Here is a 26,826-nt window from a genome sequence, read left to right as displayed (position 1 = left end):
TTCCGAGGCAACGCTCGTGACGCCATTGTTAAACAAACCGTCGACTAAGATGCACCCGGCACACCCATCAGCCGCCCATATTCAGCCTTTTGGTGCGGTGATAGCGGTGGACAGTGCGTGCCGCCGTGTGCATTCGGTAAGCGCCAACCTGGGCGCAATACTTGATATTTCCTTACCTGAGCCAGATCAGCTTTCGCTTGCGTGTTTGTTGGGTAAGCGGCTGAGTCAGCGTGTGCGTCGTGCCATGCAAGGGCGCGAGCGCCTGCTGGCACCGATTACGTTTGTGCGCCCAACAGACAGCCGCAACGTGCGCTACCAAATTCATGCACTGCGTAGCGGTGAGCAGGTGCTGGTCGAAATCGAGCCGTTGCAGGCGTTGGGTAAGTGGCGCTTGCTTGGCGCCGTGAACGAGCGGCTGATGCAGCTCGCCGATGCCACACACCAGGAAGCGCTACTCGATAACCTGGTAGGGGCAATTCAAGAATTAACCGGTTATGACCGAGTGGTGGTGTGTCATTTTGATAGCGATTGGCACGGCTTTACTCTGGCTGAGGCTCGGGAGGGACGTCTGCCCACGATTTTGGGGCAGCACTTCCCAGCCAGCGACTTTCCCGTCGCGTTGCGCCAGGCCTACGAGCGCAACGCCATTCGCTATATCCAAGATGTAAAAGCGCCAGCCGTGGGTTTTGTACCCGAAACGGCGGCTCCCTCGCTGGAAGACAGCCTGTTACGCGCCCCAGCGGCGGATCGCGTGCGTTACTTACAAGCGCTTGAAGTGCGTGGCTCGCTAAGCCTTGCCATGCAAGGTGATAGCGGGCTCTGGGGTATGGTCGTTTGTCATGCGGCGGCGTCGCATCCTACGCCGCCGCCGGTGCGCGATGCCGCACGGGCGCTGGTACAGATGGCAACACAACGTTTACTCCTGCTACGTGCCCGGCAAGAGGCGCGCTATCTTCAGCGCGTGCAAGATAGCCTGGTCCTCTCTAGCACCGCCCGTAAAGCGCCGCAAAGCCCAGCGCAGCTATTGCGTGCGCATGCTGATACCTGGATGACGCTTTTCCGTGCCCGTGGCGTGGCGCTCTGGATTGACGGTAATACTTACCAATCAGGCAGTAGCCCATCGCCTACCGTGACCCGTCAGCTCGTTAAACGGCTAGCGCGTGCCCATGATCATTCTGGCCCCTGGTGCAGCCGTGAGTTGGCAACAAACCCGCTGACCCGTTCGCTGGCGATGAACAAACAGTGCGGTTTGCTGGCGGTGCCGTTGCCGTTTAGTTTGGAGGCGTGTGGCTGGCTGCTCTTTTTCCGTCCCCAGCAGGTTGAAACGCTTTATTGGGCCATGCAGCCTTCGTTCAATCAGCCTTCATCCAGCCAACCGTCTGTACTAACGCACCCTTCGTCGCCTGCCGCATGCTACGAACACGTCGTGGGCAAAAGCGAGGCGTGGCAGCGCGTTGAGCGGTTAGCCGCGGTGGATTTGGGCGAAGACCTGACGCTGGCGATATCGGTGTATGAGATCAGCAAACTAAACGGTTGCTTAGAGCAAGAGCGTAAAGCCCTGGCAGACGCCAATCAGCGCCTAGAGCAGCTGGCGCATTTTGATCCCTTAACGCAGGTGTGGAACCGCTACCGTATTGAACAGGCCATCGACGCCGAGCTGGTGGCGGCGAAACGTTATGGGGCGCAATTTGGACTACTGCTGTTTGATGTCGACCACTTCAAAGAGATCAACGACACGCATGGCCATGCCTTGGGCGATGACGTATTGGTTGCCCTGGCGCGCCTGGTGGAAAACTCGCTGCGCGGCTGCGACCACTTGGGCCGCTGGGGCGGTGAGGAGTTTATTGTGCTCGCCAAGCATGCAGATACTGAGGCATTAATCGGCCTAGCAGAGCGTCTACGCGAGCTGATAACAACGCTCAATGTTGAGGGGCTGAGCAAACCGTTGACAGTCAGTGTCGGCGTGACTGAATGGCAGTTGGATGATAGCTGCAAAAGCATGGTGGCGCGGGCAGATAAGGCGATGTATCGGGCCAAGCACAAGGGACGGAACCGGGTGGAAGTCGCGACGAGGAAGGGATCGTGACGTTACGTTCGTTAATCGGGCACTGGATGTCCCCGCGGCGCGCCACGTGGGGGGCCGGGGTGATGTTTGTGGGTTTGTTGCTACTGGTGATGTGGGAGATGCGCCACTTCTATCACAATCAACAGCAGCAAGCACAGGCACGCACCGCCGCTAATGCCGAGATGGTCGCGCAGTGGATGGAAAGCGCGCTTGATGCGTCACGGCACTCGCTGCAAGGCGTCGGTGACCTTTACCACCTTTGGCAAGCCCAAAGCTTGGCACAGCAAGATTTGGCGATGCTGCTAAATCGCCAGCGCGATAGCCTGGATGTGTGGCAAGACGTGGCCGTGCTGTCGCCAAAGACAGAGCTTGTGGCCACAACCGCACCGCTATCCTTGTCCTTCGATGAATCGAGGTTACTTCAAACGCTTGCTTGCAACGATGGCGGGCCGAAAAGTGCGGTATCACCGCTTTACCGTGAGGGAGACAACGATTCGCCGTATTTGCTTCACGCCCTGCGGATTGAAAACAGTAACGGCGAATTGGATGCCTTGGTGGTTGCCCGGCTATCACCGCGCTATATCGTTCACGTGGTGAACCAGTTGCCACTGCGTCGCGGTGATAGCGTGGCGCTTTTAGATACGTCGGCGCGGGTAATGGCCCGGCGTAGCGACGAGCGGCCCAAAGCCAAATCGCTACTGGGCAAAGCGGTTAGCACCGAGCAGCTTGACACCTTTTTGAATTCATCCGTTGTGAGTAATAGCTGGGTGCGCCATTCACCGCTGGACGGAGATCAGCGGATGTTCACCGGGCGCAAGCTGCAGACGGCCCCGTGGCTTGTGATCGTCGGCGAAAATACCACTGTGTATCTGCACGATTGGTGGCGACGTTTTTGGGCGCTATTGGTTGGCAGCTTGCTGTTGCTGGCACTGGGAGCACTCACCCTGCGTCATTATCGTCAACTCTATGACGCCGAGCAAACCTTGCGCGAGCACCGCAATCGGTTAGTCAAGGAAGTGACCTTACGCAAAGAAATGCAGCAGGTCAGCGAACTCAAAGCCGCGCAGCTCAAAATTGCAGCCATGGCGTTTGAAACACATCTGGGGATGTTCATCGCCGATGCAAACAATCGCATTGTGCAGGTCAATCGTACCTTCAGCGAGATCACCGGTTATCGCGAAGAGGAGGTGCTCGGGCAGACCCCGGCGCTGCTTAACTCCGGACGCCACGATGCTACCTTCTACAATGAAATGTGGCAGCAACTGAACGAGTCCGGTCGCTGGCAAGGTGAAGTGTGGAACCAGCGCAAAAGCGGTGAGGTTTACCCGCAGTGGCTCACCATTAGCGTGGTGCGTAACGATGCCGGTGAGGTGACTCACTATGTCGCCACGCTCAGTGATATCACCCAGCGCAAAGCGGCTGAGCAGGAAATTCACCAGCTGGCGTTTTTTGATTCGCTGACTGGACTACCTAACCGGCGTCTGTTGATTGACCGGCTAGAGGCTGCGCTTAAAGACACTCAGCGCGAAGGCCACTACAGCGCGGTGATGTTTATTGATCTGGATAACTTCAAAACCATCAATGACAGTCTTGGCCACTATTTAGGCGATGCACTGCTAAATGCCGTGGCCGAGCGGCTATCCGGCATCATCCGTGATAACGATACCGTGGCGCGCTTAGGTGGCGATGAGTTTGTGGTGATGCTGCACAAACTCGGGAGTAATGAGCAGGCGGCGACGCACAGCGCAGAAGCCGTGGGGCAAAAGTTGCTCAAAACGCTACTGGAGCCAATTGACGTTGATGGGCACATGCTGCAAGTCAGCGGTAGCGTCGGCATCACCCTGTTTTACGGTGACGGCATGGGGGTTAGCGCTATTCTCCAGCAGGCCGACCTTGCCATGTATCAAGCCAAGGCCGCTGGGCGAAATACGCTGCGCTTTTTTGACCCGACGATGCAGGCGGCGGTGATCGACCGTGCGCAACTTGAAGCCGACTTGCGCCATGTTATCGAGCGCCAAGAGCTGGCGCTCTTTTATCAAACCCAAGTGAATGCACGGGGTAACGTCGTTGGCGTTGAGGCCCTGGTGCGCTGGGAGCATCCTAACCGCGGCGTAATCTCGCCGGGGGTATTTATCCCCTTGGCGGAAGAAAGTCACCTGATTGGGCCAGTGGGGGCTTGGGTGATGGAAACGGCTTGCGCACAGTTAGTGCAGTGGGCAAGTGACCCATCAACCGAGCACTTAAGCATTGCGGTGAACGTCAGCCCCAACCAGTTTCGCCAAGTAGGGTTTGTCGAACAGGTTGAAACGGTGTTATCGCGAACCGGGGCGAATCCACAGCGGCTTAAGCTTGAAGTCACCGAAAGCCTGCTAATGGAAGATTTAGAAGCGGTGTGCGCACGCATGGAGCAACTGCGTAAGCTCGGCGTGCGCTTCTCACTGGATGATTTCGGCACGGGTTACTCGTCGCTTGCCTACCTGAAACGGCTGCCGCTGGATCAGCTTAAAATCGATCAATCCTTCGTGCGCGATGTGCTTGATGACCCGGCGGATGCGGCCATTGTGCGTACCGTGATTGCGCTCGCCCACAGCCTAGAGCTTGAGGTGATCGCCGAAGGCGTTGAAACGCAGGCGCACCGCGACTGGCTTTATGCTGAGGGCTGCATGGCGTACCAAGGTTACTGGTTCTCGCGCCCGGGGCCGGTGGAGACGCTGTCGCTATAACGTTCGCTATAACATGCGCCTTGCATCCGTTTGAGGGCCGTATCGGCGCCGTCCAGACTGAACGTCATATGCCACGGTTCGCGTTCGCCTTGTTCGAAGGTCGAAAGCTCAAAGGCAAGAAAAAGCTGCTCACCGTCGCGCATGTCTGCCAATACGGCCTCCAGCGCATTGATATAAAAGTGTGCATAGAAACCGTCGTCGCCGCGCTGGGTAATAAACTCCGCGACCGCGTGGCGAATCTCACCGTCATCCACGCGTATCAGCGCCGGCACCACGTTCAGCGTATCGCTTTTGCCTTGGTGCTCCTCCAACGTGACGCGCATCTCCAACCAAGGTAAATCGCACACATCGCGTGTGGCGTTCACGCTGAGGGTCGCATCGGTATAACTGTGACCTTCCACGGCGCGAAAATGACGCTCATCGCCGAGGGTGAGCGTCATTGATTGCCAGTGAGCGTGGCGCTTTGCATCGCTGACGTTAAAAGAGGTGGCGAAAGCAATGGCCGACAGCAAACTGATCACGATCAATAAGCAGCAACGTAGCGGGTGTAACAAGCTTAATGGCATGCGGGGCTCTTTATCCAAACGGCAGGGTTGATGGAAACGGTGCAAAAAATAGCAGCCTATAATGGTGAGGGCGCTAGGGAAAGCTAACGCGCTGATTTTCCTATATCTAGTAGATTTTTTAAAAAAAGATAGCCTATATAGTGGCTGTCAAGCCTATACTTCACCACTGTGCGCCGTATAATGCGCGTCAATTTCCGCTCTGCTGTTTTTAGTCGCCACGTTCCCGTCGGGAAGGAGTTAAGCCCCATGAGCACTGCTGCCAACGCCGTCAAAACCTCCAATGATGTGCCGCTACAAGCGCCGTCGAAGGAGATTTGGGACGCCAAATATCGCCTGAAAGACCGCCATAATCAGCCGGTTGATCAGGATGTAGGCGCCACCTTTGAGCGCGTTGCCCGCGCGTTGGCAGCGGTAGAAGAAGATAAGGCGGACGCGTGGTTGCCCAAGTTCCGTTGGGCATTGGAAAACGGTGCCGTTCCCGCGGGCCGAATTCTCTCCAACGCTGGCGCGGAAGTTTACAAACCCGCGGTGAGCTTGATCAACTGCACCGTGTCGCGCACCATTCGCGACTCCATGCGCGATATTCTCGACTCCGTGGTCGATGCGGGCATGACGTTAAAATCCGGCGCGGGCATTGGCTACGACTTCTCGACGCTACGCCACAAAGGGGCGTTTGTATTTGGCGCAGGCGCGGGTACCAACGGCCCGCTGGCGTTTATGGATATCTACGACAAGATGTGCTTTACCGTCGCCTCAGCGGGCGGGCGTCGTGGCGCGCAGATGGGCACGTTCGACGTCGGCCACCCGGATGTGCGCGAGTTTATCCAAGCCAAGCGCGAAGCCGGGCGTTTGCGCCAGTTTAACTTGAGCCTGTTGATCACCGACGAGTTCATGGAAGCGGTGAAGCAGAACGCTGACTGGCCGCTGGCCTTCCCGCTGCACCCGGGCGAGAAAGAGGATGTGAAGCCGGAAGATTTGATTTACCGCGACTGGCCGGTGATTGAGGAGGGCTACACAGTGGATGACGAAGGCCGCGTCGCCTGCCGCGTTGTCGAGGTGATCAAAGCCCGCGAGCTGTGGGACACCATCATGGCGTCCACCTATGACTACGCCGAGCCCGGGTTTATCCTGATTGACCAGGTCAATCGCATGAACAACAACTGGTTCTGCGAAGATATTCGCGCCACCAATCCGTGCGGCGAACAGCCATTACCGCCGGAAGGCGCATGCTTGTTGGGGTCGATCAACCTGACCAAGTTCGTGATCGACCCGTTTGGCCAAAAGCCCCGCTTTGATTGGGAGCGCTACCGCAAGGTGGTGGCGATTTTTACCCGCATGCTGGATAACGTGGTTGCAATCGCCGGCTTACCGCTGCCGCAGCAGCAGCGCGAAATCGAGCACAAGCGCCGCCACGGCATGGGCTTTTTGGGGCTGGGTTCTACGTTGACCATGCTCAAGATCCCTTACGGCTCCAAAGCGTCGCTCGCCTTTACCGAGGAAGTCAGCCGCCACCAAGCCATTGAGGGCTGGAAGCAGGCGCTGGAACTCTCACAAGAAAAAGGGATGGCGCCGGTGCTGAGTGAGGAGCACACCATCACACCGAAGATGATGCGCGAGCGCCCGCAGCTGAAAAAAGACGGCTATGAAATTGGCGACAAAGTACCGGGGCGGATTTTGCACGCCCGCTACAGTGAGTACATGGCAAAAGTGGCCGAACACGAGCCGGAGCTGGTAGCCGCCCTTGCCGAGCACGGCGCGCGTTTTACCCATCACAGCTCGATTGCGCCGACCGGCACGATTTCGCTCTCCATGGGCAATAACGCCTCTAACGGCATCGAGCCATCGTTCTCGCACCGTTACTTCCGCAACATTATTCAGTCGGGCAAAAAGACCAAAGAGCAGGTAGAGGTGGTCTCCTTTGAACTCGCGGCGTATCGCCACTTTATTGCCGCTGAGGCGGTCGAAAGTGATCTGCCGGACTACTTCATCACTGCCGATGCGGTCACGCCCGAGCAGCACGTTGCCGTGCAGGCCGCCGCGCAGCAGTGGGTCGACTCAGCAATCTCCAAAACGGTCAACGTACCGACTGATTTCCCCTTTGAGCCGTTTCAAGATCTTTACCTGCAGGCGTATGAAAGCCGCCTGAAAGGCTGCACTACCTTTCGCTTTAACCCGGAGGCTTTCCAGGGTGTGCTGGTCCGCGAGGATGATCTCAAAAACACCACCTATGTGTTTGAGCTGGAAAACGGTGAAACCGTCGAGCTTAATGGCGACGAAAAGGTGGTCTACGATGGCGAAGAGCATAACGCCGCCAATCTGTTTGATGCGTTGAAAGAGGGCACTTACGGCAAATGGTGATGGCGAACTTCACCTGAACGCATCACTCTTTTTTGCCTCAGTGCGAAAAGACAGTTAATAAGACAGTGGAGAAGACAATGACTGTTGAAATCACCTCAAAGATCGTCGGTTACCGCATCAAGCAGGATGAGCCTGCGACGCCTGAGCCGGTGTTGCAGGAGGAGAACCCGCTCACGGTGCGCATCCCGTCGCGCCCGGAGGGCACGCTGGAAGCCGTCTCGGAGAAGATCTCTTACGTCGGTGCGGAAGGCCGTAAGAAAGTCTACCTGCTGGTTTCGTTTATGCCCGTTGAGGGCGTGGTCGGCGGCAAGCGCGTGGTGATCGAGCGCCCGGTAGAGTTTTTCTTTCCCTCCGGACAGCTCTCAAGCGAACACCAGTGGATCACTGCCACCATGCGCAGCCTATCGCTGGCCGCTCGCGGTGGTTACGTTACGCAAGCGGTGGCCGATTTGCGCAAGGTCGCGTGGGATAAGGGCTTGGTACGCTGCGGTTGGAACCGCTGGGGCAAACCGATGTTCCATGACTCGGAAGTCGCGGCGATTGCCTGGTCGATCCAGCAGATTCTCTATCGCCGTGGCTTCCTCGATCAGGATGGCAACCAGGTGCCGGTAGAATCACTCGTCGAGTGCTACCAGCACCGCATGCAGCACGGCCACGCTTGGCAGCCGCCGGTTGAGGAAGAAGAGAGCGTGCCTGGCGCCGTCGAGCCGATTGGCGCAGGCTCGGAGGCGGAAAAAAAGCCTAAAGGCAGCGGCCTAGCCACGGTCGGCCACTGCCCTGAATGTCGTGGCGAGCTGATCATGATGGACGGTTGCCCCACTTGCTACGCCGGTTGCGGCTGGTCGAAGTGTGGCTAATCCGCTTTTTTAGTGTTTAACCACGGTTTTCGGGCTACGCGCTAGTAGCGGCTTAAGAAACCGCCCGGTGTGGGACGCGTCCATCTTCGCGACCTGCTCGGGCGTGCCTTCGGCGATGATCTCCCCGCCGCCGGCGCCGCCTTCGGGGCCTAAGTCGATCAGCCAGTCGGCGGTTTTGATCACGTCCAGGTTATGCTCGATGACTAATACCGTGTTGCCGTGGTCGCGCAGGCGATGCAACACCACCAGCAGTTGGCGAATATCCTCAAAGTGCAGCCCCGTGGTGGGTTCATCAAGAATATACAGCGTTTTGCCGGTATCGCGCTTGGCCAACTCGCGCGCGAGCTTTACCCGCTGCGCTTCGCCACCAGAGAGCGTGGTGGCACTCTGACCGAGGTGGATATACGAGAGCCCTACATCGAGCAGCGTTTGCAAGCGTCGGGCGATGGCGGGCACCGGGCTGAAGAATGCCAGCGCGTCTTCCACCGTCATTTCCAGTACCTCGTGGATGGTTTTGCCTTTGTACTTGATGTCTAAGGTTTCGCGGTTGTAGCGCTTGCCTTTGCACACATCGCAAGGCACGTAGATATCCGGCAGGAAATGCATCTCGACCTTGATCATGCCCTCGCCCTGGCACGCCTCGCAGCGCCCGCCTTTGACGTTGAAGCTAAAGCGACCGGGCTTGTAGCCCCGCGAGCGCGCTTCCTGGGTACCGGCAAATAATTCCCGAATCGGCGTAAAGATGCCGGTATAGGTAGCCGGATTAGAGCGCGGTGTACGGCCAATGGGGCTTTGATCGATATCAATGACTTTATCGAGCTGATCAAGCCCATCGATTTGCTGGTAGGACGCTGCCTTGAGCGTGGTCGCGCGGTTGAGTTCGCGGGCGGCAATCGGCATTAAGGTGCCGTTGATCAGCGTCGACTTGCCCGAGCCGGACACCCCCGTGACGCAGACAAAACAGCCCAGCGGCAGATTGAGCGTAACGTTTTGCAGGTTGTTGCCGGTGGCGCCGCTGAGTACCAGCTGTTTCTCTGGATTGCCGGGAATGCGGTAGGGCGGTACGGCGATCTCGCGCTTGCCGGATAAGTACTGGCCAGTAAGTGAGTCAGGGTGATCCATCACCTCTTGCGGCGTGCCCTGGGCGACGATTTCGCCGCCATGAACGCCTGCGCCGGGGCCGATATCCAAGACGTGGTCGGCGGCGCGAATGGCCTCTTCGTCGTGCTCGACGACGATTACGGTGTTACCCAAATCGCGCAGGCGCTCTAGGGTTTTTAAAAGCCGGTCGTTGTCGCGTTGGTGCAGGCCGATGGAGGGTTCGTCGAGAATATACATCACGCCGACAAGACCGGCACCGATTTGGCTCGCCAAGCGGATACGCTGGGCTTCACCACCGGAGAGGGTATCGGCGCTGCGCTCTAGGTTGAGGTAATCCAGCCCCACGTTGACTAGAAATTCCAACCGGGCATGGATTTCGTTGACGATCTTCTCGGCGATTTCGCCTTTACGCCCGGGAAGCGAAAGCGCAGCGAAATAGCGCTGGGCGTCGCCAATCGGGAAGCGCACGATATCGGCGATGTTGTGATCATCGACGTAAACGTGGCGCGATTCCTTGCGCAGCCGCGAGCCCTGGCAGGTGGCGCAAGACTGCACGGCGATGTATTTGGCCAGGTCGTCGCGCACCATGCTCGATTCGGTTTCGCGGTAGCGCCGCTGTAGGTTGGGCAGCACGCCTTCAAACGGGTGCTCGCGGGTCACCTTGCGCCCGCGGTCGCTGACGTAGCCAAACGGGATCGCCTCGTCGCCGCTGCCGTGAAGAATGATCGCCTTCTCGTGGTCGCCAAGGTCCTGCCATGAGGTTTCCAGGGTAAAACCGTAGTGCTCGGCGAGTGCTTGTAGCTGGGTAAAGTAATAGACGTTGCGACGATCCCAGCCCTTGATCACGCCTTCGGCGAGCGATAGCTCCGGGTGGCTGATTAGCTTGTCTGGGTCGAAGTACTGCTGTACGCCCAGGCCCTCGCAAGTGGGGCAGGCGCCCGCCGGGTTGTTGAACGAGAACATGCGCGGTTCAAGCTCGGCGAGCGAGTAACCGCACACCGGGCAAGCAAAACGCGAGGAGAAGGCGATGTCTTCGTGCTCGCCGTCCATAAAGTGAATCATCGCCGTGCCGTCGGCTAAGTTCAGCGCGGTCTCAAACGACTCCGCCAGGCGCTGGGCGATGTCGTCGCGCACCTTAAAGCGGTCGACCACCACGCTGATATCGTGCTTTTTGCGTTTATCCAGCGGGGCGATGTCGTCAAGCTCCAGCACTTGGCCGTCGATCAGCACGCGCACAAAGCCCTGGGCGCGAAGCTCAGCGAGAAGCTGCAGGTGCTCCCCTTTGCGCCCCTTGATTACGGGGGCGAGCAGCATCAGCTTGGTGCCCTCAACCAGGTTCATTACCTGGTCGACCATCTGTGAGATGGTTTGCGCTTCTAAGTCTTCGCCGTGCTCCGGGCAGCGTGGCGTACCCGCCCGCGCGAACAGTAGGCGCAGGTAATCGTAAATTTCGGTGATGGTGCCGACGGTAGAGCGTGGGTTGTGTGAGGTGGATTTCTGCTCGATGGAAATGGCCGGCGAAAGCCCTTCGATGTGGTCGACATCGGGCTTTTCCATCATTGATAGAAACTGCCGCGCGTAGGTGGAGAGCGATTCCACGTAGCGGCGCTGGCCTTCGGCGTAGAGGGTGTCGAACGCCAACGACGATTTGCCCGAGCCAGATAGGCCGGTGATCACAATCAGCTTATCGCGGGGGAGCTTGACATCGATCTGCTTGAGGTTATGGGTGCGGGCACCCCTGACCAGAATGCTGTCCATTAACACCTCGTGTCGCGCAGCAAAAGAACGATTATACGTTTCTTATACCCTGTTCGGCAAAGCGGATGAGGTTTGATGCAGGCGGGTAAGGTTTCCCTCGGTCGTTTCCACTATCGAGGCAACGCGCTAGAATAGCGGGCTGTCTTAAACGTATGGTCACCATTGTTGATCAAAACGTTCATTCTATACGTTCACCACGTGTAACCGTCGTTGCCACAAGGATTCTATGCGTAAGGTTTCCGCACTGTTGCTGGCCTCTGAGCGCCGAGCTATTAGCGGTCTCGCCGGGCTCTATGCCTCGCGTATGCTCGGGCTTTTCATGGTATTGCCGGTGTTGGCGATCTATGCCGAAGCCCTAGCGGGCGCCACGCCGCTTCTTATCGGTGTGGCCTTAGGGATTTATGGGTTGACTCAAGCGTGCCTGCAGATCCCGTTCGGCTGGCTGTCTGATCGTTATGGGCGCAAGCGAATGATTGCGTTGGGGCTTTTGCTGTTTGCTGCGGGAAGTGTGGTGGCGGCGCTAGCGGATTCGATCGGTGGAGTGATCGCCGGGCGAGCGTTGCAGGGTAGCGGGGCGGTCGCGGCGGCGATCATGGCGCTGTTGGCGGATCAAACGCGCGAACAGGTACGCACCGCCGCGATGGCGACAATTGGCGTCTCGATTGGCCTTTCGTTTGCGCTGGCGATGGTGCTGGGGCCGTGGCTCGCCGCCTGGGCCGGGCTTGCCGGTGTGTTTTGGTTTACCGCCGCGCTAACGCTCGTGGGGCTTTTGGCGCTGTGGCGCTGGGTGCCGCCGGCGCCTCGGCGGCTTAAGCACCGCGATGTGGGAATGGACCGCCAACAGCTACGCCACGTGATCACGCGCCCGGATTTATGGCGGCTCGATCTGTCGATTTTTACCCTGCATTTAGTGCTAATGGCGATTTTTGTTGCCGTGCCGCTTCGCTTGGTCAATGCCGGTATCAGTATTGAGCATCATGGCCTGGCTTATTTGGGCATTATGGGTGCGGCCTTTGTGCTGATGATTCCAATGGTCATCATCGCCGAGAAAAAACAGCGTATGAAGCTCATGTGTCTCGTGGCGATTGGCGCGATGGTGCTGAGCTTGGCAAGCCTTGGATTGCCGGTATCGCAAGGCGCGGGGCTATTTTTCTGGTTACTGATATTTTTCACCGGCTTCAACTTGCTAGAAGCAACGCTGCCTTCCATGCTCAGTAAACTCGCCCCGGCGGGGGCCAAGGGCACAGCGATGGGAGTGTACTCCACCGGGCAGTTTTTAGGTGCCTTTTTAGGCGGGACGCTAGGCGGGTGGCTGGCGCATACGTGGGGGTTAGACGCGGTATTTCTCGGCGCCGCCGCGCTGGCATTTTTATGGTGGGTGACGATGTGGTCGATGCCCTCGCCACCGCCGCTATCGAGTGAAGTGGTCGCTTTAAGTGAGGAGCACACCGATACGCTAGATGCCTTGTTGGAGCGCTTGGCTGATGTGGCTGGCGTAGAAGACGTGATGGTGGTACCGGAAGAACGGCTGGCCTACCTTAAGGTCAACCGCCAGCAGCTCGACCAAGCGGCGTTATCACGGCTTTTATCACCGCCCAAGCAATAGCATTCACTCAGCAGCAACAGCATCGAAAGTAGATGCATAATGATTTGACGACAGCTTTACAAAGACAGACAAGGAGCAGCTTTTATGGCGCGCGGCATCAATAAAGTCATCTTGATTGGCAACTTGGGGCAAGACCCTGAAGTACGTTTCACACCATCAGGCACCGCGGTGGCAAACCTCAATCTAGCGACCACCGACACCTGGATGGACCGCCAAAGCGGCCAGCGCCAAGAGCGTACTGAGTGGCATCGTATTGTGCTGTTTAATAAAACCGCGGAGATCGCCCAGCAATACCTGAAAAAGGGTTCTAAGGTTTATATCGAAGGACGATTGCAAACGCGTAAATGGCAGGACCAAAACGGTCAGGACCGCTTCACCACCGAGATCGTCGGCAACGACATGCAGATGCTCGACTCTCGCGGTGGCGGTGACTCCCAGGGTGGCGGCATGTCGCAAGGCCACTATCAAGGCGCTCAGCAAGGTGGCGGCTACCCGCAGCAGCAGAATACCCCGCAGGGGAACCCGTACCAGGGCGGTGGTCAGCCCCAGCAAAACGGACCTCAGCCCGCCCCTAACCAGCAGGGTACACCCGCGCAGCCCCAACAAGGCCAGCAGAACAATCAACACAACAACCAACAAAACAATAACTATGGTGCACCGGATCCGGGTAATTTCGACGATTTCGACGACGAGATACCGTTTTAACGCATGGCAAGATAGCGTGTAACGTTGCCAATACCCACGCCTTGTACATATTTGAATTATAAAACCCTGATTTATCAGGGTTTTATATTAGGCTTCGATAGGCAAGCTACATCCAATGCAAACAAACGTTTGTTTGTATCCTGTCGTCCTATTAGGGAAGTAGAATGAAATTTCAAAAAGCCTTCTTTGTACCCTTAACTGCCGCCAGCTTGGCAGTATATAGCGCCTCAGTTATCGCGGCTCCTCGGTGATGTCAGCACATAGACGTTGCTACGGGTGGGCTGATGAGCTGATATACTATGCCCACCTAGAACCTTTGAAAAAGTAGGCATTTGTCCTGAGGGGGTTAATTAGCCATTACTTTTGAGGGGTCGAACAGCGTTATTACCGCGATGGGAGAGAGGCATTCGTGAAGCTGCTGATTTTAGATGCGGGGCACTGCTTGAGCTTGGCGCTGGCGCGGGAGGCTAGCCGCCGCTCGGATACAGAGCTGGTGATTGAGCAAGATGCCAACCTTGCGCCCGAGCACTTAACGCATGTGGCCCCGGATGCGGTCATTATCCCGCCGCTGGCGCACCCGCTTTCTATGGCGCCGGCGGCGGTCACCGCGCATGCGGATGCGGTGGATGCGTGCCTGGATGCGTGCCGCGCCCAAGGAGTGCCATTGGTGTGGTGCGTGTCGGATCAGCTGTATGAAGATGGCTTTGACGTGCCGATTGATGAGCACGTTGTCCCTGCCCCGCGGGATGATAGCCTGCGGCGGCTAGTCAAAACCGGTGATCGTATCCGGGCAGACTACCCGCGCCACCTGATTGTGCGTTTAGGGCCTCTGTTTGCGCTGGAAGGTAGCCACGCGTGGGTCAATGAAATTATCGATAGTTTGGTGGTAGGCGATAGCGTGCGGGCGGCAGAAGATGTGATTTTTTGCCCCACCTCGGCGGATGCCGTCGCGGCGGCGCTAGTGGGTATGCTGCAGCAGCTTGGTTGCGGCGCAAACGCCTGGGGCGCGTATCATTTGGCAGGTACTGAGCCGGTCAGTGCCTTTACCTTTACCTCGATGGTGCGCACGCAGTTGGCAACGCACTTAGAAGGGCGCGGTGAAACGATTATGCTCGGCGAGGTAAAGGCGCTGAATCACCACCACGATGCCAAGCTTCGTCGCGTATTGAACTGCCGACGCGTGTTGGATGTGTTCGGTGTCCATCAAAAGCCGTGGCGGTTAGAAGTGGGAAGACTTTTAGATGCGTGGTGCTTAACCCGTGACGCGCAAGACGAAAATGGCGCGGAGGGTGCTGCTTTATGAACACCGTGCGTAGCGCGATTTTTTATCTGGGTTATTTCACCGCCCTGTTGGTATGTGGCGTGCTATTTCTACCAATCTCCCCGTTTTTGCCACTTTCTGCCCGTTATCGGCTACTTAACCTTTACAACCACTTTATCGTTGTCTGGTTTGGTATCGCGTGCGGCGTACGCTATGAGATCGAAGGTCGGGAAAACTTACCCAGTGGCCCCTGCGTGATTCAAGCGAACCACCAATGTGAGTGGGAAACGGTATTTTTGCAGGTGATGAAACCGCCAGTCTGCACGGTGCTCAAGCAAGAGCTGCTAAAGTTTCCTATATTTGGCTGGGCACTGCGGTTATTGGACCCCATTGCATTGGATCGTTCTAGACCCGCGCGGGCGATGAAGCAGGTGTTAACGCAGGGGGAGGCGCGTTTAAGAAGCGGGCTTTCGGTGCTGATTTTTCCTGAAGGTACGCGGGTGGATCCGGGCCAGCGTCGACGCTACAACAAAAGCGGTAGCGTCATCGCCTGCCGGGCAGGCGTGCCGGTATTGCCCGTGGCGCACAATGCCGGCGAGTGCTGGCCGGGGCGTCACTGGGTGAAACGCCCAGGGGTTTTGCGAGTGCGGATCGGCGCGCCGATCGACACGGCCGATAAAACCCCGGATGTAGTGATAGCGGAAGTGGAAGCCTGGGTGGAAGGGCAGCTCCAAGAGATCTCCGATGTGCCGCGCCCAGAGTCAAGTTAGCGTGCCTAAACCATGATAAAAATAGCTCAGTAAAAAAACGGCACCGCTGCGTTAACAGTCGGTGCCGTTTTTGTTTGTCGCTAACGTTTATCTCGCACGTTAGCGATTAGTCCATATAGCGCTGGAATACCAAGCAAGCATTGGTGCCACCAAACCCGAAGCTGTTCGATAGCACCCGATTTAGCGTCACGCTATCGCGGCGCTGGGTCACGATGTCAAAACCGTCGGCCTGTTCGTCGAGGTTTTCGATATTGGCAGAGGCAGCGACAAAGTTGTTTTCCATCATCAGCAGCGAGTAAATCGCTTCTTGCACGCCGGTTGCCCCTAAAGAGTGACCGGTAAGCGATTTGGTCGAGCTCATCGCTGGCGTGGTATTGCCAAAGACTTCGCGCACAGCTTTGAGCTCTGCGACATCGCCCACGGGCGTGGAGGTGCCATGGGTGTTGATGTAGTCGATATCGCCGTCGACCGTGGCCATCGCCTGGCGCATACAGCGCATAGCGCCTTCGCCGGAAGGGGCGACCATATCGTGGCCGTCAGAGGTGGCGCCATAGCCGACCAGCTCGCCGTAAATCTTAGCGCCGCGGGCTTGGGCATGCTCTAGCGCTTCGAGCACCAGCATGCCGCCGCCACCAGCGATCACAAAGCCGTCGCGGGCCTGGTCGTAGGGGCGCGAGGCTTTGTCTGGCGTCTCGTTGTAGTGGGTCGAGAGCGCGCCCATGGCGTCGAAAAGACACGAGAGCGTCCAGTGCTCCTCTTCACCGCCGCCGGCAAATACCACATCCTGTTTGCCCATCTGGATCTGTTCCATGGCGCTGCCAATGCAGTGTGCCGATGTCGCGCAGGCAGATGAGATCGAGTAGTTGACGCCTTTGATTTGAAACGGCGTGGCCAAGCAAGCTGACACGGTGCTGCCCATCGTACGTGTTACGCGGTACGGGCCAACGCGACGAAGGCCTTTTTCGCGCAGCACATCGGCGGCTTCTACTTGGTTGGCGCTTGAGGCACCACCGGAGCCGGCGATGAGGCCAGTGCGCTCGCTAGATACTTGCTCGGGCGTTAGCGCTGCGTCTTCGATGGCCTGGGCCATGGAGATATACGCGTAAGCGGCCGCATCGCCCATAAAGCGCAGCAGCTTGCGGTCGATGAGCGCTTCAAGGTCGATATCCACGCTACCGGCGACATGGCTTCTAAAACCGCGCTCGGCATACTCGTCTTTAAAGCGAATACCGCTACGCCCTTGTTTGAGCGCCTCTAGCACCTGTTGCTGGTCGTTGCCCAAGCAAGAAACGATGCCTAGGCCGGTGACTACCACTCGTCGCATGGGAGCCTCCTGTTAAAAATTCGCAGTGGAGGTAAACAGGCCAACGCGTAAGTCGTTTGCCTGGTAAATGTCACGCCCGTCGACAGCAACGGTGCCGTCGGCGATGCCTAAGATTAGGCGCCGCGTAATGATACGCTTGACGTTGATACGGTAAGTGACTTTTTGCGCATCAGGTAAAATTTGGCCGGAAAATTTCACTTCGCCGCAGCCGAGTGCGCGACCGCGGCCAGGGTGGCCTAGCCAGCCAAGGTAAAAGCCGACGAGCTGCCACATAGCATCCAGCCCCAGGCAGCCGGGCATGACCGGGTCACCGGGGAAGTGGCAGTCAAAAAACCACAAGTTGGAGGCAATATCCAGCTCGGCGATCAGCTCGCCTTTATCGTGCTCGCCGCCATCTTCCGTAATAGCTGTAATGCGGTCGAGCATCAGCATATTGGGAGCCGGAAGTTGGGCGTTTCCGGGGCCAAAAAGCTCGCCGCGCGAGCAGGCCAGCAGTTCTTCGCGATCAAAAGAGTGTTGCTTGGTCACTGAGTCGTTCCGAGTGTCGAGATGATTGTGCGCCTAGTCTACTTCCCGAAGCGAGCGAATGCACGTAGCGCGGCACTCTTTCCCTTTACCGCTCGATAGCGTTATGCCCATGGGGTTAATGCGCAAGGTGTCTGGTCTAAGGGCTTGTTGGAGCATTAGACAGCGTAAAGCCTTCTACCCACGGCAGCATGTCGTTGGCGGGCATGGGGCGTGCAAAAGCATAACCTTGGCCGTACTGGCAGCCAAGAGTCAGTAGTGCCTGCGCATGGGCGTAGGTTTCTACCCCTTCGGCAATAACGCGCCGCTGAAACGCTTTGGCAAGGCTTAGTATGCCTTTGAGCATGACCAAATCCTCTTCTTTCTCGAGCATATGGAACACAAAGCTGCGATCGATTTTAAGCTGCTCGACGGGTAAATAGCGTAGGTAAGCAAGCGAGGCATAACCCGTGCCGAAGTCATCCAAGGCGAAGTGAGCGCCAAAACGTTGGCAACGTCGCATAATGCCTGCCACATGATGAATGTCGTCTAACGCACTGCTTTCTAACACTTCGATTTCGATATCGCCCGGCGCCACACTGGGGTAGCGTGAAAATGTTTGCTGCAGCCAGTCGGTAAAGCCTGCGTCCTGCAAGTGAATGCCATCAATATTGATGCTAACCGGCAAATGCACACCTTGTTCTTTCCAGTCGCAAAACTGGGTTATTGCCGTGTGAACCACCCATTCGCCCACGGCAATCGCGAGCGAATGTTGCTGAAGGTCGGGTAAAAACGCGACGGGCAATAACAGGCCTCTGTCAGGGTGTTGCCACCGAATGAGCGCTTCGACGCCAATCACCTCACCGCTGTGCATGTTGACTTTGGGTTGGTAAAAGAGCACGAACTCGTCATTGTTCAGTGCTTGCTGCATACGGGCGATGCTCCGGTGGTGGCCGCGTACGGCGCGTTCGTGTGCGGAATCAAAAATGTGGTAGCGGTTTTTCCCTAACTGTTTGGCCTGGTACATGGCGTGATCGGCATGACGAATGAACTGGTCTGGCTCAATATCATCATGACCCGCGTAACAGGCGACGCCAATGCTAGCTGACACGTTGAGTTCGTGACCGGCAAGCCACATTGGCTGGTTGACGCGTTGGATGAGGATATTGATGACATGCTGCATCGCTTCGTCGCTGTGCAGGTGAAGTAGCATAATCGCGAACTCATCACCGCCTAGGCGCGCGACCGTACTATTACCCTCTACCGCGCTGCGAAGCCGCTCAGAAATGACTTTTAACACTTGATCGCCTAGCGTATGACCATAGGTATCGTTAATTTGCTTGAAACCATCAAGATCGAGATAGGCAAGCACCACGCGATGGCCGTGGTGTCGAGCGCTGGTCATGGCGTGTGTTAGGTGCTGGGTTAAGCCTTCGCGGTTAGGTAGGTTGGTTAGGCGATCAAAGTAGGCGAGGTGCTCCAGCCGGTTTTCATACTCTTTTTGGCGGGAAATATCGGTTAAGACAACGACAAAGTGGGTGCTACGGTCAGCGCTATTATCGACGCGTGAAATGGTCAAAAGCGCCGGAAAATGTTCGCCATTCTTGCGTGTTTCCTGTACTTCGCCCTGCCAGGTCGCCTGCTCATTACCTAGGCAATCCAATAGTGTCGCACGCGTGTGAAGCACGTCCTCCGGCTCAAATCCGCTAATGTGTGTGAATGCCGCATTGATGTCTACGATCACGCCATCGCGATCAGTGAGCAGGATGGCATCGTGGGCGTTGCGAAAAACACTCGCCGCCAAATGAAGATCCGCTTCAGCGTGGCGTTCAGCGCTAATATCAATGCGGGTTCCTGAGACTTTAAGTGCGTCTCCTTGGTCATTGCGGCTCGTGACTTTGCCGCGGTCAAGCACCCATAGCCAGTGGCCATCGCGGTGGCGTAAGCGATATTCGCAAGAGTAGCTGGATGTTTGGCCACGTAAGTGGGCGTTTAGCGTTTGCTCCGCTTCGGTAAGGTCATCCGGGTGGACCCAACCCCGCCACTGCGAAAGGCTGCAAATGCTGAGCGTTTCGGGCGCGTAACCCAGTATTTCGGCCCAGCAGTCGTTGACGCTAAGTAGACCGGTGGCGACATCCAGTTCCCAGGTGGCCGTGCGGGTGACGTGCAGTATTTCCGTTAAGCGTTTTTGGTGATGACGTAGTTCGCGGGTTTTGCGGCGTACTAGCTGGCGCAGCCATAGGTTCCAGGCAATCACCCAGAGTGCGGCGATCATCACAAGCAGCGCATGGGGCCAATAGTCGCGCCAGTTGATACGCGCGGAGGGCAGCATCTCGCCGAACCACTTTTCGTTTAATCGATCCAACGTGCCTTGCTTGCGAGCCTGGTTGATTCCCTTGTTAAGAATGCTTTGTAGCGGTTGATTGCCCTCAATCACGGCCATGGCGTTTAAGCCGGTATAGAGCGGTTCCCCTACCCGTTTCATCTCATCATTTAGCCCTTCACGGTAAAGGTGATAAAGCACGATTTGCTCATCACCGACCATGGCGTCGGCATCACCGGCCAAAACGGCCTGAGCGGCACTGGCAAAGTTGGCGGTAGAGACGAGTTCAATATCTAGGTTCGTGTCTGCCAAATATTCTTCGGCGTAGTCACCGCGTTGAGTCGCCACGCGACGGCCTTTTAGGTCCTGTAACTGCGCAATATCGGGGCGGTCTGCGCGAACAAAAATGGCGGCTGGGACCTCGAAAATCGTTTGAGTAAAATCAAAACGTTGGTCGCGGTTGTCGCTGTAGAAAAAGCTGGTGAGCACATCGGCGTCACCGCGTTGAATCTGCGCTTGGGCGGCACTGAAGTCAGTGTTAACAAACTGGGCGTGAAATCCCGCCTCGGTAGCGATCCAGTGGGCCAGCTCCACCATCATGCCCTGCCGTTCGCCATCGTTGCCGACAAATTCAAACGGCGGGTAGGCACGTTGGCTGACAAAAATGATCGGCTCGTTTTCCTCAAGAAAGGCTTTTTCTGCGCTGCTTAGCCGAATCCCAGGCTTATCGGCATAAGCCGGGAAGGTGATCAGCAAGCCGATAAGCCCTGCTGTCAGCCAATGCAAGCAAAACGATTGGGCGGTGCAATCCTTGTCTGCCACGCGTTACGCCTCCCTAATGATGGTGGTTCTGTGAAAACGGTTGTGTTGGCTTAGCCGTTGCGTCAACGCGTCGCTATCGTGTTGACACTTGGTAGCCTCGCGCAACTTTTGCGATCCGTCTAGGACGCAGGTCAACGTTTTGACGCCGCCGCCTAAGCAGTATATATCACGCATCCAAGTTGGCTGACGTCGTAAGCGGGATGTGCCATGGCAGTACCTTGTCGGCTAAGAGAAAAGCGGTTTCACTGCATCAAGCTGCATATATTTCAATAATAGATGAAAAACGTAACATAAAAGACGACGATGCAGTTCTACCAAGGAGACGTCATGCCACAAGAGACCAACGCCTTTTTTGTCGCGATATCGCTGCTCTTAAGCGGGGACGCGGCGCTGATGAGCATTGTGGCGCTGTCGCTGAAGGTGTCGCTGGTTGCCGTGCTGGTGGCTGCTGTGCTGGGCTTTCCTTTAGGTGCGGCAGTGGCGCTGTGGCGCTTTCCAGGGCGTGGTGTGGTAGTGGTGACGCTTAACGCGTTGATGGGGCTGCCCCCGGTGGTGGCGGGTCTCTGCGTTTATTTGCTGCTCTCCCGCGCGGGCCCGCTGGGTGAGTGGGGGCTTTTGTTTACCCCTGCAGCGATGGTCATTGCTCAGGTGGTGCTGGTGCTGCCGATTTTGGCCGCGCTGTCACGCCAGAAAGTGGAAGAGCTTTTAGGCGAGTATCGCGAGCAGTTGGTGTCGCTGGGGATGTCGCGGTTGCGCATGATGCCAACGCTTTTGTGGGATGCACGTTTTGCGCTTTTGACGGTGCTACTTGCTGGTTTCGGTCGCGCCAGCGCGGAGGTCGGCGCGGTGATGATGGTGGGCGGCAATATCGACGGTGTCACCCGAGTGATGACCAGCGCCATCGTGCTGGAAACCAGCAAGGGAAATCTGCCGTTAGCGCTGGGCTTAGGGATGGTATTACTGACCTTGGTGATGCTGATTAATGCCGCTGCTTATGTGATTGGCGAAATGGCGAGGAGGCGCATGGGATGACATCACTCTCGATGCCCGACGCACACACTATCCCTGATATACCGGTGTTTAGCGGCCCAGTCGCGTGCCTCACGTTTGAGGCGGTGAGCTTTGCCCACCAAGGTAAAACGCTCTTTGGACCGTGCTCGTTCACCCTGGCGGGCCCCGGCCCGACGCTGGTGATGGGCCCTAATGGGGCGGGGAAAAGCCTGCTGTTGCGCCTGGCGCACGGGCTGCTCTCGCCCACTCAGGGGGGCGTGTCATGGTCGTCTGCTCGTCCGCGCCAGGCGATGGTCTTCCAACAGCCGGTGCTGTTGCGTCGCTCGGCGCTTTCCAATCTCACGCATGCGCTGGCGGTGAATAAAACCCCGCGCAAGGCACGCAAGCCGCTCGCTGAAAAAGCACTGGCGCGCTTTGGGCTCGCTGCCTGCACCGATACGTCCGCCCGCGTGCTCTCCGGCGGCGAGCAGCAGCGCTTAGCGCTGGCGCGGGCCTGGGTGCTTGAGCCCGAGGTGCTGTTTCTGGATGAACCCACCTCCGCGCTCGACCCGGCGGCGATCAAAGCGGTGGAGGCAGCGGTGCACGCCTTTCAGCGTCAAGGCACGCGCGTTGTGATGACCACCCACGACGTGCATCAAGCAAAGCGGCTGGCGGGCGATGTGTTGTTTCTTGCCGGCGGCCATGTACGTGAACACACTCTGGCGGATACGTTTTTTACCGCGCCCGCCTCAAAAGCGGCGCAGGCGTTTCTTGCAGGCGAGCTGATCGAATAACGGTGCTCTGGCTGTTTTGCGCCATGACAGGAGAACGACCAGATGAAATCGACTATAACATTGGCCTTTGCGGGCATTATGACCGTGGGCTGGGCCTCACAAGCCCACTCGGAAGACTACATTACCTTGGCCTCGACCACCTCGACGGAAAACTCGGGGCTGTTTGATGCGATCGTGCCGCTATTCGAGCAAGCGACCGGTATCGAAGTGCGCGTGGTAGCCGTTGGCACCGGGCAAGCCTTTGAGATTGCGCGTCGCGGTGACGCCGATAGCTTGCTGGTGCACGACACAGCCGGCGAAAAGACGTTTGTCGAAAACGGCTACGCCACCGAGCGCGCCGATGTGATGGTTAACGACTTCGTGCTGATTGGCCCGGCGAGTGACCCAGCGGGCATTGCCGATGCACAAAACGCCGCCGAGGCGTTTGCGGATATCGCCGAGGTTGAGGCACCTTTTACCTCGCGCGGCGACGACAGTGGTACCCACCGCGCGGAGCTTCGCCTGTGGGATGAGGCTTCCGTCACACCAGAGGGCGACTGGTACCGCGAGCTGGGCAGTGGCATGGGGCCGACGCTCAACACCGCCGCCGCCATGGGTGCCTACGTGATGTCCGACCGCGCCACCTGGGTCGCCTTTGAAAATCCGCAACACCTGACGCTGTTATTTGAGGGTGACGACGTATTGTTTAACCAGTACGGCAGCTTATTGCTATCAAAAGCGCGCTATCCGCACTTAAAACGCGATCTTGCCGAGCAGTGGCACCAATGGCTGCTGTCGGATGAGGGGCAGCAAGCGATTGCGGCGTTTGAGGTGGAGGGCCAGCCGCTGTTTTTCCCCAATGCGCAATAAGATGTCGTGATGGGTGGTCGCGGTTGTAATGTGATGTCACAGCACTCATGTTATATAGGAACTACTCAACTCACATCAGGAGCCGATTATGTCACTACGCATCAACGAAGTTGTACCGGATTTTGCAGCCGAAACCAGCCAAGGTAAGATTCACTTTCATGACTGGATTGGCGATAGCTGGGCAATTTTGTTCTCCCACCCGAAGGACTTCACGCCGGTGTGCACCACCGAGTTTGGCGCCGTCGCGTCGCTGAATGAAGAGTGGAAAAAACGAGGTACCAAAGTGATCGGTGTGTCGGTGGATGGCGTCGAAGATCACAAGCGTTGGATCAACGACATTGAAACCTACTGCGGTAACGATGTTCATTTCCCGATCATCGCCGATGAAGACCTGGAAGTTTCCAAGCTTTTCGACATGCTACCGGCGGAAGCCTACTTGCCGGACGGTCGCACCCCAGCCGATAGCGCCACGGTTCGCTCGGTATTTATCATCGGCCCGGACAAGCAGCTTAAGCTCTCCATGACCTATCCGATGACCGTTGGTCGCAACTTCGCTGAAGTGCTGCGCGCCCTTGATGCACTTCAAACCACGACACAGCATGGCATCGCGACGCCAGCTGACTGGACGATTGGGCAAGATGTCATCATTCCGCCGAGCGTGTCTGATGACGACGCTAAGGCAAAATATGGTGAATACGACACTATCTTTCCGTACCTGCGCAAGACCAAATTGCCTGAGTAGTGCTGCCTGAGTCGTTAAGAGAAACGGCTTAAGACAGACGGCAATGGTCAGCCAGTTAAGCCACCTCAATGTGATGGGGTGGCTTTTTTAATGCGCACAGGTTGGATAAAATTCTTAACACATGAGCTATAAATGTCTAAGCTCATTGTTTTATCGCATATAATGTTGTTGCCGCTTCGCCGTAAGCACGGTGTTGTGACTGATCGCACGGTAGACAGGAGGATCGCAGGTGAATACGTGGCTTTACGCAGCAGGATTGTTAGCCGGCGGCTCGGCGCTGGGCATTGTGCTGCAGCAGCGTTTTCACCGCCGTTTGCACTGCGAGCTCGCCGCACCCCGGGAGCCGGTGAGTCACGCGCTTGATGCTTACTCGTTAGTGGGGGAAACGGTGCACTTCCCCACCCAGCGTGAGCGGAAACTAGAAGGCTGGTGGTTGCCTGCGGCATCTGCTCAAGGGCACGTTGTGATGACACATGGCTGGGGAGCCAACCGGGCCACCCTTTTGGTCTTGGCACCGCTGTTGCTTGAGGCGGGGTGGAATGTACTGCTGTTTGATGTGCGCAATCACGGTAACAGCGATAGCGATACGTTTTCGTCCATGCCACGTTTCGCCGAGGATATCGAGGCCGCACTTGCCTGGTTACACAAGACTCAAGCCACACGTCCGGTTGCGTTGATCGGTCACTCTGTAGGCGCTGCCGCCACGCTGCTTGCCGCTTCGCGCCGCGACGATATTGCCGCGGTGGTGAGTCTTTCAAGCTTTGCCCACCCGGATGGCATGATGCGCCGCTGGCTTTCAGAGAAAGGTCTGCCGTTTTTCCCCTTGGGATGGTACGTACTGCGCTATGTTGAGCGTGTGATTGGTCACCGTTTTGATGCGATCGCTCCGGTGAATACACTGGGTAAGATACGTTGCCCAGTGCTCTTAGTACACGGCGAAGATGACACCGTCATTCCGCCTCAAGATGCGCATACGCTGGCGGATCAGAACAAAAATGCGACGCTGCGCTTGGTTGAGGGTGGGCATGACTTAAGCGAAAGCCTTGCCCGCCACGGCGATGAGCTGGTGATGTTCTTACGTGCGGCGCTGTTATGAATGACCTTGTGCGGCTTCTAGCGCGCTGCGGCGGTCTTCCAGGTCGTGGCCCGCTTTGTGGGCCGCCGTCAGCAGCGCGGGGATATCGCAGCTTTCCTCTTGGCTTTTCGCGTGTGCCCAAAGGTGTACGGCGCGCTTGCCGCTACGGCAGAAAGCGAGTATCGGCGTTGGCAGTTCATCCAGCGCCCGTCCAAAGGCGGCAATATCGGCGTCGCTGTATTCGCCCGGCGTGACAGGAATGCAGCGCCACTCAAGACCCAGCGATTGCGCTTTGGTGCTTAGCGATTTGTCGTCCGGGTGGTCCTCGGCTTCACCAGGGCGGCGATTGCAGATCACCGATTTGAAGCCGCGCGCCGCGACGTCTTCCAAGTCATCTGGGGTAACGGCTTCGCTGATGGCAAATCCCGGTTCGAGTTCATGAATATTCACGGCAGGCTCCATATCGTCATTTGAGTGAAAATGCCCACAATGCCACCTGAGCCGGTGACGCCATGGGCAGTTTAGTTTGCTGCGTTGCACTGTGCCCAAGATTAATCCCAGGCAGCCCCCTCTAATGCATCCAACGGAATTTTGAGATAGCGCTTGCCGTTGGCTTCCGGTTCCGGCAGGCGCCCGCCGCGGGTATTGACCTGCAGTGCATGCAGGATCAACTTGGGCATTGGTAACTCGCTGTCGCGCTTGTCGCGTAAGGCAATAAAATCTGCCTCACTGATGCCTGCCAAATGCGGGTTCTCTGTTTTCTGCTGTTTTACCGTGCTTTCCCACTGTGGCTCGCGATCATTTGGCATGTAGTCATGCCCGGTGAACAGGCGCGTGTCATCCGGCAAGGCGAGAATGGCCTGAATCGAATCCCATAGCGCTTTAGCGCTGCCACCGGGAAAGTCGGCGCGCGCGGTGCCAAAGTCCGGCTGGAAGAGGGTGTCGTGGACAAACGCCGCCTCGCCGATCACGTAGGTGATGGAAGCAAGCGTGTGGCCGGGCGAGAAGATGACCTGCGCCTCAATATTGCCGACCTTAAATGTCTCGCCTTCGGTGAAAAGATGATCCCATTGGCGGCCGTCGGCGGGGAAATCCGGCCAATGGTAAATGCCTTTCCACAGTTGTTGGACGTCTTTGACGTAGCTGCCGATGGCGGTGGGGGCGCCGGTCTCTTCTTTCAGGTAGTGTGCGGCCGAAAAGTGATCGGCGTGGGGGTGCGTGTCGAGAATCCACTGCACGGTAAAGCCTTGCTCTTTGACGTAAGCCAGCAGTTCATCGGCGTGATGAGTGGCGGTGGCACCCGATTTCTCGTCGTAATCAAGCACAGGATCGATAATCGCGCACTGCTTCGTCGCTGGATCGCTGACGATGTATTGCACGCTGAACGTGCGCGAGTCAAAAAAGCCTGCTACATCCGGTGCGTAGGTGTCTGTACTTTTATCCGTTCTCTTATCAGGGCGGCGAGAAAGCGAAAACGTTTGCATGGTGCCCTCCGTGAAGAAGTGAAATAAAACTTATATTTAATTATAAAGGTAGCTCATTTTTTTATAAAAGAAAAATAACGTCTCCGTATAATTGACATAGCGCCGGGGTATCAGAAAAAGGGCGCCAATACTGGCGCCCAAATCTGCAT

At 57.1% G+C, this 26,826-nt stretch carries 20 protein-coding genes; 13 read left to right on the top strand and 7 right to left on the bottom strand.

The annotated features are described in order from the left end of the window. The first annotated feature begins 16 nt into the window (after positions 1 to 16). Positions 17 to 2,086, top strand: coding sequence for a sensor domain-containing diguanylate cyclase (locus M8006_RS04510; RefSeq protein ID WP_347709739.1), 2,070 nt, complete (start codon positions 17 to 19; stop codon positions 2,084 to 2,086). Further along, entirely contained in the window at positions 2,083 to 4,788 is a 2,706-nt protein-coding gene (locus tag M8006_RS18245) for a bifunctional diguanylate cyclase/phosphodiesterase (protein ID WP_250080268.1), read from the top strand. The genes M8006_RS04510 and M8006_RS18245 overlap by 4 nt, the downstream gene beginning before the upstream one ends. Here the strand turns inward: M8006_RS18245 and M8006_RS04500 are convergent. After that, positions 4,743 to 5,354, bottom strand: coding sequence for a hypothetical protein (locus tag M8006_RS04500; RefSeq protein ID WP_250080267.1), 612 nt, complete (start codon positions 5,352 to 5,354; stop codon positions 4,743 to 4,745). The genes M8006_RS18245 and M8006_RS04500 overlap by 46 nt on opposite strands. 246 nt (positions 5,355 to 5,600) lie before the next feature. Here M8006_RS04500 and M8006_RS04495 point away from each other — a divergent pair, with 246 nt between their 5' ends. Further along, the gene (locus M8006_RS04495; protein ID WP_250080266.1) at positions 5,601 to 7,712 is read left to right on the top strand and encodes an adenosylcobalamin-dependent ribonucleoside-diphosphate reductase; all 2,112 of its coding nucleotides are present in this window, start codon (positions 5,601 to 5,603) and stop codon (positions 7,710 to 7,712) included. Between the two features lie 77 nt (positions 7,713 to 7,789). After that, a complete protein-coding gene (locus M8006_RS04490; protein ID WP_250080265.1) occupies positions 7,790 to 8,569 on the top strand; it encodes a ribonucleoside-diphosphate reductase in 780 nt (259 codons plus the stop codon). A gap of 9 nt (positions 8,570 to 8,578) precedes the next feature. Here the strand turns inward: M8006_RS04490 and uvrA are convergent, their stop codons facing one another. Then, the gene (gene uvrA / locus M8006_RS04485; protein ID WP_250080264.1) at positions 8,579 to 11,428 is read right to left on the bottom strand and encodes an excinuclease ABC subunit UvrA; all 2,850 of its coding nucleotides are present in this window, start codon (positions 11,426 to 11,428) and stop codon (positions 8,579 to 8,581) included. A gap of 226 nt (positions 11,429 to 11,654) precedes the next feature. Here uvrA and M8006_RS04480 point away from each other — a divergent pair, with 226 nt between their 5' ends. The 4 genes from M8006_RS04480 (at position 11,655) to M8006_RS04465 (ending at position 15,770) form a co-directional block, all read left to right on the top strand. Beyond that, on the top strand, positions 11,655 to 13,034 hold the full coding sequence (locus M8006_RS04480; RefSeq protein ID WP_250080263.1) for an MFS transporter: 1,380 nt from the start codon (positions 11,655 to 11,657) through the stop codon (positions 13,032 to 13,034). Between the two features lie 84 nt (positions 13,035 to 13,118). Continuing rightward, entirely contained in the window at positions 13,119 to 13,739 is a 621-nt protein-coding gene (ssb, locus tag M8006_RS04475; protein WP_250080262.1) for a single-stranded DNA-binding protein, read from the top strand. Positions 13,740 to 14,148: 409 nt separating this feature from the next. Beyond that, complete coding sequence (locus M8006_RS04470) at positions 14,149 to 15,042, top strand: sugar nucleotide-binding protein (RefSeq protein WP_250080261.1); 894 nt, start codon at positions 14,149 to 14,151, stop codon at positions 15,040 to 15,042. Then, entirely contained in the window at positions 15,039 to 15,770 is a 732-nt protein-coding gene (locus M8006_RS04465; protein ID WP_250080260.1) for a lysophospholipid acyltransferase family protein, read from the top strand. Before M8006_RS04470 ends, M8006_RS04465 begins: the two co-directional genes overlap by 4 nt. A 106-nt stretch (positions 15,771 to 15,876) precedes the next feature. Here M8006_RS04465 and fabB read toward each other — a convergent pair whose 3' ends face one another. From fabB to M8006_RS04450, 3 genes are all read right to left on the bottom strand, one after another. Further along, positions 15,877 to 17,094: a beta-ketoacyl-ACP synthase I gene (gene fabB / locus M8006_RS04460; RefSeq protein WP_250080259.1), complete on the bottom strand. Its 1,218-nt coding sequence runs from the start codon at positions 17,092 to 17,094 to the stop codon at positions 15,877 to 15,879. A 12-nt stretch (positions 17,095 to 17,106) separates the two neighbouring features. Continuing rightward, positions 17,107 to 17,622 carry a 3-hydroxyacyl-[acyl-carrier-protein] dehydratase FabA gene (gene fabA, locus M8006_RS04455; protein WP_250080258.1) on the bottom strand — a complete coding sequence of 172 codons (516 nt, stop codon included), beginning with the start codon at positions 17,620 to 17,622 and terminating at the stop codon, positions 17,107 to 17,109. Between the two features lie 136 nt (positions 17,623 to 17,758). Further along, positions 17,759 to 20,743, bottom strand: coding sequence for an EAL domain-containing protein (locus M8006_RS04450; protein ID WP_250080257.1), 2,985 nt, complete (start codon positions 20,741 to 20,743; stop codon positions 17,759 to 17,761). Positions 20,744 to 21,070: 327 nt separating this feature from the next. Here M8006_RS04450 and M8006_RS04445 point away from each other — a divergent pair, with 327 nt between their 5' ends. From M8006_RS04445 to M8006_RS04425, 5 genes are all read left to right on the top strand, one after another. Continuing rightward, the gene (locus M8006_RS04445) at positions 21,071 to 21,775 is read left to right on the top strand and encodes an ABC transporter permease (protein WP_250080256.1); all 705 of its coding nucleotides are present in this window, start codon (positions 21,071 to 21,073) and stop codon (positions 21,773 to 21,775) included. Next, the gene (locus M8006_RS04440; RefSeq protein ID WP_250080255.1) at positions 21,772 to 22,527 is read left to right on the top strand and encodes an ABC transporter ATP-binding protein; all 756 of its coding nucleotides are present in this window, start codon (positions 21,772 to 21,774) and stop codon (positions 22,525 to 22,527) included. The genes M8006_RS04445 and M8006_RS04440 overlap by 4 nt, the downstream gene beginning before the upstream one ends. 42 nt (positions 22,528 to 22,569) lie before the next feature. Beyond that, the gene (locus M8006_RS04435; RefSeq protein WP_250080254.1) at positions 22,570 to 23,376 is read left to right on the top strand and encodes an ABC transporter substrate-binding protein; all 807 of its coding nucleotides are present in this window, start codon (positions 22,570 to 22,572) and stop codon (positions 23,374 to 23,376) included. 88 nt (positions 23,377 to 23,464) lie between these two features. Next, the gene (locus M8006_RS04430; RefSeq protein WP_250080253.1) at positions 23,465 to 24,118 is read left to right on the top strand and encodes a peroxiredoxin; all 654 of its coding nucleotides are present in this window, start codon (positions 23,465 to 23,467) and stop codon (positions 24,116 to 24,118) included. A 229-nt stretch (positions 24,119 to 24,347) separates the two neighbouring features. Beyond that, on the top strand, positions 24,348 to 25,214 hold the full coding sequence (locus M8006_RS04425; RefSeq protein WP_250080252.1) for an alpha/beta hydrolase: 867 nt from the start codon (positions 24,348 to 24,350) through the stop codon (positions 25,212 to 25,214). Here M8006_RS04425 and M8006_RS04420 read toward each other — a convergent pair. Continuing rightward, on the bottom strand, positions 25,209 to 25,643 hold the full coding sequence (locus M8006_RS04420) for a protein tyrosine phosphatase family protein (RefSeq protein ID WP_250080251.1): 435 nt from the start codon (positions 25,641 to 25,643) through the stop codon (positions 25,209 to 25,211). The two genes, M8006_RS04425 and M8006_RS04420, sit on opposite strands and share 6 nt — an antisense overlap. A gap of 101 nt (positions 25,644 to 25,744) precedes the next feature. Next, positions 25,745 to 26,677: an MBL fold metallo-hydrolase gene (locus M8006_RS04415; RefSeq protein WP_250080250.1), complete on the bottom strand. Its 933-nt coding sequence runs from the start codon at positions 26,675 to 26,677 to the stop codon at positions 25,745 to 25,747. Positions 26,678 to 26,826: the final 149 nt, after the last annotated feature.

The organism is Halomonas llamarensis (assembly GCF_023555005.1).
GTDB classification, from domain to species: Bacteria; Pseudomonadota; Gammaproteobacteria; order Pseudomonadales; family Halomonadaceae; genus Vreelandella; species Vreelandella llamarensis.
Note: the sequence above shows the minus strand (reverse complement) of the source record. Positions and strands in the feature narration are given on the sequence as shown.